This is a genomic window from Psittacicella hinzii, assembly GCF_003585935.1.
GTDB classification, from domain to species: Bacteria; Pseudomonadota; Gammaproteobacteria; order Enterobacterales; family Psittacicellaceae; genus Psittacicella; species Psittacicella hinzii.
The window spans coordinates 1-7,043 of sequence record NZ_NRJG01000166.1; the positions used below are offsets into that span (position 1 = coordinate 1).

The 7,043-nt window shown below is 35.6% G+C and carries 6 protein-coding genes; 3 read left to right on the forward strand and 3 right to left on the reverse strand.

Annotation, left to right across the window (positions count from 1 at the left end):
• Positions 1-113: 113 nt before the first annotated feature.
• Genes CKF58_RS07530 through CKF58_RS07540 form a run of 3 tightly spaced genes read left to right on the forward strand, consistent with a single transcriptional unit; the run spans position 114 to position 3,029 of the window.
• A complete protein-coding gene (locus tag CKF58_RS07530; RefSeq protein WP_119532555.1) occupies positions 114-863 on the forward strand; it encodes a (Fe-S)-binding protein in 750 nt (249 codons plus the stop codon).
• A gap of 2 nt (positions 864-865) precedes the next feature.
• Positions 866-2,308: a LutB/LldF family L-lactate oxidation iron-sulfur protein gene (locus CKF58_RS07535; RefSeq protein ID WP_119532557.1), complete on the forward strand. Its 1,443-nt coding sequence runs from the start codon at positions 866-868 to the stop codon at positions 2,306-2,308.
• A complete protein-coding gene (locus CKF58_RS07540) occupies positions 2,295-3,029 on the forward strand; it encodes a LutC/YkgG family protein (RefSeq protein ID WP_119532559.1) in 735 nt (244 codons plus the stop codon). The genes CKF58_RS07535 and CKF58_RS07540 overlap by 14 nt, the downstream gene beginning before the upstream one ends.
• Before the next feature lie 66 nt (positions 3,030-3,095).
• Here the strand turns inward: CKF58_RS07540 and CKF58_RS07545 are convergent, their stop codons facing one another.
• The 3 genes from CKF58_RS07545 to CKF58_RS07555 all read right to left on the reverse strand — a co-directional run bounded on the left by CKF58_RS07545 (position 3,096) and on the right by CKF58_RS07555 (position 6,727).
• A complete protein-coding gene (locus CKF58_RS07545; protein WP_119532561.1) occupies positions 3,096-4,379 on the reverse strand; it encodes a GNAT family N-acetyltransferase in 1,284 nt (427 codons plus the stop codon).
• 312 nt (positions 4,380-4,691) lie between these two features.
• The gene (gene dcd / locus CKF58_RS07550) at positions 4,692-5,321 is read right to left on the reverse strand and encodes a dCTP deaminase (RefSeq protein WP_119532563.1); all 630 of its coding nucleotides are present in this window, start codon (positions 5,319-5,321) and stop codon (positions 4,692-4,694) included.
• A gap of 5 nt (positions 5,322-5,326) precedes the next feature.
• Positions 5,327-6,727, reverse strand: coding sequence for a class I SAM-dependent methyltransferase (locus CKF58_RS07555; RefSeq protein ID WP_119532565.1), 1,401 nt, complete (start codon positions 6,725-6,727; stop codon positions 5,327-5,329).
• Positions 6,728-7,043 lie beyond the last annotated feature (316 nt).

Sequence of the window (7,043 nt, forward strand, 5' to 3'; positions counted from 1 at the left end):
AGTATGGCAAATACCATACTCTTGTTACTAAGTTACCTAGATATTTATTTCCCCTTTCATTAATTTACATATCTATTTAGGCAACATATTTTAACGTTTATCTAGGAGACTATATGCGTGTTAATTTATTTGTAACATGTATTGGTGACGTTGTAAAAGCTAACACTCTGAAAAAAACGGTGTTACTTTTAGAGAAACTAGGTTGTGAAGTAGTATTTTTAAGCAACCAAACTTGTTGTGGACAACCAGCTTTAAACTCGGGCTACACTGAACAAAGTATCCCTGCAGTAAAAAATTTAATTAAGACTTTTGAAGAAAACGACTACCCAATTGTTGCACCAGCAGGTTCTTGTGTTTATTCAATGAAAAAATATAAGTACCTTTTCGAAGAAGGTGATCCATGGCGTGAGCGTGCGGCTAAATTAGGCGAACGTATGCACGATTTAACCGACTTTATTGTTAATACCTTAGGGGTTACCGATGTTGGTGCTGAACTTAAAGGGAAAGCCGTATACCATGCTTCATGTTCGCTTTGGCGCAAACTAGGCGTTGTTAATGAACCATTACAATTATTACGTGCGGTAAAAGGTTTAGAGTTATTAGACTTTGAAAATAGTAGTACTTGTTGTGGTTTTGGTGGTACTTTCTCTGTTAAGATGGCTGAAGTATCAGGTGAAATGGTAAAAGAAAAAGTAAGCCACATTAATGCAGTTGAACCTGATTACGTAATTGGTGCAGATTCATCATGCTTAATTAATATCGGCGGTCGTATTTCACGTGAAGGTAATCTTGATAAGATTAAAGTGTTACACATTGTTGACGTGTTAGTAACTGACGAAGAACTTAAGGCTGCGGGGTACTAAGAATGAGTTTAAGTACATCTAATTTACCATTAAAACAACGTATTGATAAAGAAGTAAATAACCAAGTTCTACGTAAAAACCTCATTAAAGCGCAAAACGTAATCGGTACTAACCGCGCGAAAATGATGGAAGAATTAGGTCATTTCGAAGAATGGCGTGATCTTTGTGAGCAAATTCGTAATCACGTGATTATGAATCTTGACGGTTATTTAAATCAATTAGCCGATAAAGTTGAAGCTAATGGTGGTAAAGTTTTCTTTGCCCAAACTGCAGAAGAAGCTACAGCCTATATTCAAAAAGTTGCTAAAGAGAAAAACGCGAAAAAAGTCGTAAAATCTAAATCAATGGTAACTGAAGAGATCGGTTTAAACGAAGCTTTAATTGAAGTTGGTTGTAAAGTTCTCGAAACTGACTTAGGTGAATACGTTTTACAAATTGTAAACGACCGTCCATCACATATCGTTGTACCGGCTATTCACTTATCGCGTACCGAAATTCGTCAACGTTTACACGATCAATTAGGTTACGAAGGCTCTGAAACTCCAGAAGAGATGACGGCTTTTATTCGTAAAACTATTCGTGAAGACTTTTTAACAGCTGATATTGGGATTTCTGGTTGTAACTTTGCGATCCCAGAATCTGGTACTTTATGTTTAGTTACTAACGAAGGTAACTTACGTATGGCTACTACGACTCCTAAAACTCACATTGCGGTAATGGGGATGGATCGTATGGCGCCGGATTTTGAAAATGCCGATCCTCTTTTAACTTTATTACCACGTTCGGCTGTGGGTTCACGTTTAACTTCATATAACACTTGGTTAACCGGTCCGCGCTTAGCTGGTGAAATTGACGGTCCAGAAGAGTTCCACTTAGTAATTGTGGATAATGGTCGTTCTGATTTACTAGCTTCAGAGTTCAACGAAATGCTACGTTGTATTCGTTGTGGTGCTTGTATGAATATTTGTCCGGCTTACCGTCAAATCGGTGGTCATGGTTATGGTTCTATTTATCCGGGTCCAATGGGAGCGGTCTTAACTCCTATTCTTGGCGGTTACAAAGATTACCATGAACTACCAAACATCTGTTCATTATGTACAGCTTGTGACTCTGTATGTCCGGTAAAAATCCCTCTTTCGAGCCTAATTCTTAAACACCGTAGCAATATTGCTAAACAAGGCTATGGTAAACTTTCTGAGAAAATGGCAATCAAAGGTTTTAACTTTGTGAACAACCATCCAATGCTTTGGGACGGTTTAGTAAGAACTGGTAATAAATTCTTAAACAATCTGTCACACGAAGATAATTCTCCACTTGGATTATTTAACCACGGTATGGTGGCTGAATGGACTAAATCTCGTGATTTACCACGTAATGAACATCAAGAGTCATTCCGTAGTTGGTTTAAAAAACACAAGGAGAATTTAAAAAATGACGCAAAATAACCGCATGGCGTTTTTAAAAAATCTTGCGAACAAATATGGTCGTGAAGTAAAAACTACGCCAGATCAAGTTCCTGAGTGGATTGTTAACTATCCAAGAACGCGTCTAACCGAGTTAGATCGTCCAACCCTACTTAAAAACTATATTGACTATTGTAAAACTGTCGGTATTGATATCCAAATTACTAAACCAGAAACGCTGGCTCAAGCCATGGTTGAACTAACCTCTAATTTTACTGAAGGTAAAATTATTTTAAATAATGACCAGCGCTTACATCAATCTGGCATTACGCAAAGCTTAATTGATAAGTTTGGTAATGATGAAGTTTGGGTATGGGATGCTGATAAAGGCATTGAAAATATTGCCTTTGCGGCTACAGCTAATATTGGTATTGTTTGGGCTGAATGTGGTCTTACTGAATCAGGTTCAATTATTTTAGAATCTAATCCTCTATATGGACGTTCAGTATCATTATTACCAAAATATACTATTGTGGTGGTTAAAGCTTCTACCGTTAAACCACGTTTACATCAATATGCTCGTGCTTTAGATGAGCGTATTCGCAATGGTGAACGTGCTCCATCTGTAGTAAATATTATTTCAGGTCCATCATCAACTGCCGACATTGAATTAATTAAAGTTGTTGGGGTACACGGTCCAGTTGGTATTACTTATCTAATTGTTGATGACGAAGGTTCATGCCCAAGTACAACTCATGCTTAAGTGATACGCCACACAAGGTCAATTTAGACAAAAAAAGAGAGATGCTATTAATTAGCATCTCTTTTTTTATGATTCAAGCAAAAGTTGGTATATCAAAGCATCTTCGGGTTGTCCGTAGGCGCTATGATCATAATAGTTCTTACGAATATCTATTTGCTGAAAATGATTTTTTTCGTATAAGGATTTAGCGGCTTTATTACTTCGACGTACTTCGAGTAAATAATTTTCAATATCTTTAGTTTGCGCAAAAGCAAACATGGTATCCATGAGCAATTGCCCAAAGCCACATTTACGAAAATGTGGATTAACTGTAATATTGTCAATATTTAACATTTCGAATTGCACGTTTACGCAAATATAAGCTAAAATCTGAAACGTATAATCTTGGGTTAATAAACGTTCAATATCACCTGAACTTAACACCTGATCCATACTTTCAAAGCTTGGTAATAGCCAACATTTGCTTAACTCTTTATACTCATCAAACTGTAAATAATTTACTAAAGGTTCGACTTCGTTGCGTAAGCTTTGTTCGTAAAATTCTAAAAAAGGTTCATACTCTTCGTGAATCATACGATTAAGCAAACTAAAATCTAAACCATATTCTTTAGCCAGCATCATAAAAACCTGCTGATATAAAGGTAGTTGTAAGGTTACAAACTGTTGATGAGTAGCTGCTTTTTCGGCTGGGACGTTTACGTCTTTAAGTAATTCCATAAACGCGTCAGATAGTTCTAGATCTTCAACATATTCATGCGGATTAGTTACCGGTGGAATATAACTATCTGAATTTATCGTTTCAATAAATTTTTGGCTTAAAACTCGCCATTTTTCTTTACGAATGGTATTTAATGAACTTAAATAGTTAAGTTCTTCTGGACTATATACATAATAATCACGTTGCTTATAATCCAGATTTTGGGCAATAAATTGCGCTATTAAGGGTTGAATTTGCTCATAATGTTCACGTAATTGTTGGCGATAAAATTGCCCTTGAGCAGTATTTATCTCAATTAAATGATGTTTATGACGCGCGATTCTTTCCAGAACAAAACCGTAATTGCTTTGGTCAAATTCAATCCGGCGTTTTTCTAAATAACCTAAGGCAGCTTCACGTGGAGTTATTGCATATTTCGGACGTAAGGTTTTAGCTCCGTAACGCACAAACACCGACGCTTGCCATGCATCAAAATGACTTAAGCTATCAAGATAAGCTAAATATTGCGCATCTGATCCTAAAAGTGGTCGTAAAAATACTTGGTAATTTTCATCACTAAGTTGCGGAATTTCGACACGTAGATCAGGTGCTATTTGTTGCTGTAAACTATGGATATAGCTTTTTACACTCATAATTGAAAGCTAAAGTTTTTTATAACAAGTTCATGAATGATTAAGCTTCATGAAATCTGTAAATAAGCTAAGACTAAAAAAATCCTAGTTGCCTAGGATTTAAATTAGGTTCATTATACTATAGCTAAAGAATGAGCTAAATAAGAATTATATCCATTTAGCGCTTGAAAGCATTCTTTACTTGCTTTTTGTTAGTTTTGCAAAAACTTGATAGAAAAATTTAGGTACTAACTCTTGTTTAAACTATCCAAGCTCGCAAAAAACAAATTTTAACTAGCAAAAAACTTTAAGCTTTGATAAATGAGCTTTAAATTACTTAGATTTAACTTGTTGGTTGATGATACTAATTGGATCTTCTTCGCTATCACCTTGGATGCGTGAAGATACAGCCGAGTCTTGATACTTGTACTTAGCATTATCACTTTGCACATAAGGTTTTAACGCTTCTGAAGTTAGAGGCTCAAAACTAATCGCGCCAATTTTCATTTTTGGACGTAAAGCTAAAGGTACTTTTCCTTGATTTGAGAACTCGAGCACAATACGACCAGACCAACCTGGATCAATACGGTGAGCAGTCACATGTACCATTAAGCCTAAACGTGCTAAAGATGAACGTCCATCTAACCATGCTAAATAATTACTTGGTAAAGTAACTGACTCAAACGTACAACCTAAAGCTAATTCCCCAGGGTGTAAAAAGAATAGCTCATCATCTGCAATGTAGATTTCTTCAGACATAAGATTATCTAACTGTTGCGTTAAGTCTACACTTGAAGCCCCTAAATCTACATAAGGTACTTTGGAGCTTGAAAAAGTACGGAAGGTATTACCTAAGGTTAAATCTACAGTAGCCCCTGTAATTAAATTATTATTTGGACGAGGAGTAATAGAAAATACTCCTTCATCTAATGCTTTGATAATGTCTTTATCTGATAATCGCATATGAATTAATGTTTAGCCAAATAAACAGTAAAGCCATTGGCTTTAGCAATAATTTGGACATGTTTAAAATGTTGTTCGAGCATTGGTAAGTAAGGTAAACCTGAGTTAGCTACTAGACGTAACGCTCCATCTTGGTGTAAACGAGCCTTTGCTTGTTTGATTAGAGTTTCGGTAATTGCAAAGGTTTGCTCTTTCCCTTGGTGAAATGGAGGATTAGTAACTATTTCACGATAATAAACTTCAGGTAAACCTTGTTCTAAGGCTTGATTAATACTTGCACTAGCTACCAGATTTAATTGAGTTTGCGCATTTAAATGCGTACTTAAATTAAGATTACTGCATAGTAAAGCGGCTGCACTTACATCAATTAAATCCCAACGCATTTGTACTTCAGAATTAGTAATTTGTTGTTGCATTAAGTGCATAAAGAACTGAGTTATAACTCCAGCACCAGCACCATAATCTAAGAAGTTAATTTGCGGATTAGTTGCTTGATTAAGCTTTTTATTATAAGTACGAATTAAAGAGAGCAAATGCTGATTGTGAGCAGCATTTAAATCTTGGTAAGTTGTCAATAAGAGCTCAGTTCCTTTATCTAACTTATCTGAGCTGAATACGCCTGGTAAGTTATAAATATTACCACTTGTAAGTTCGACTTTATGAGCTTTAACTTTAGCACTAAGTTTATTACTTGCTGTTAGATCACCTTGATAAGTGTATAAGCGCCAACGTCCTGCATTATCAATAACTTGCGTACTTCCGGTTAATAAACTTTCAATGGTTTTAATTCCAGAATCATTACTACCGAGAAAGAAGAAGTTTAATTGGTTTAGATTTAACTGTAAATGAGTTAAGGCTTGGGCTAGAGCTTGAATTAACACTAAAAACTCTTCTTTACTTTTAGGCCAGAACATGACAAAAGTATCAGCTTGGCTTAATTGAATTAAGCGCGCTAAAGCTCCTTGTTCCTGATGACTAAAAATAAAACGTTCTTTACCATTAATAATTGGTAGCTCTGTAAGCTTATGAGTTAAAGCTTGCACACTTGTCTCTTGAGCATAGCCTTGAGCTTGTAAATAAGGTGCAGTGATTTCAAGCGGATAAGCATAAGCGAGAGCTATCTCTTTTACATCTAATTCAGCTTGTGTAAATAATGGACAAGTTTGTGACTCTGGCCATAAGTTAGTTATGCTTTTATAACCACGCTTCGTGGCTAGCTCGTGCATTTGTTTGAATGTATATTCTTGGTTTGTATATACTGCGAGCTTTTGGGTAGGTTCTAATAAAGTAAGAAAATCGGCTAAGTGAGTAGCTTCTACAGCCCCAAGGAGTACTATCCCTTTAGCTTTGGTAAAGTAACCTTGGTTACGTTCTAAAACTTTTAATTCTGGTGAAAGTTTATACATAAATTCGTAAAATTCAGGACATTCACGGTTAAAAAACTACGTATATAATACTATAGATCAGGAGTTTTTATCCAAACTTCCCTTTATTAGATCTATAGCGTCATCTTTAGCAAGATTTTTAGTAGAATTTACCATTTTATTTTACCTACTCCCGATTTTTTACCTACAACCTATTCTTTGATCTATTCTAGATTCTTTTATCTACTCCCGATTATTTTACTGTGCTTGAGCTGTACCCCTAAAATGAGACAATCTTACTTTACACACTCCCAACTGCATATCGTGTGCAATAATTTTAAGTACCTAATTTACTAAT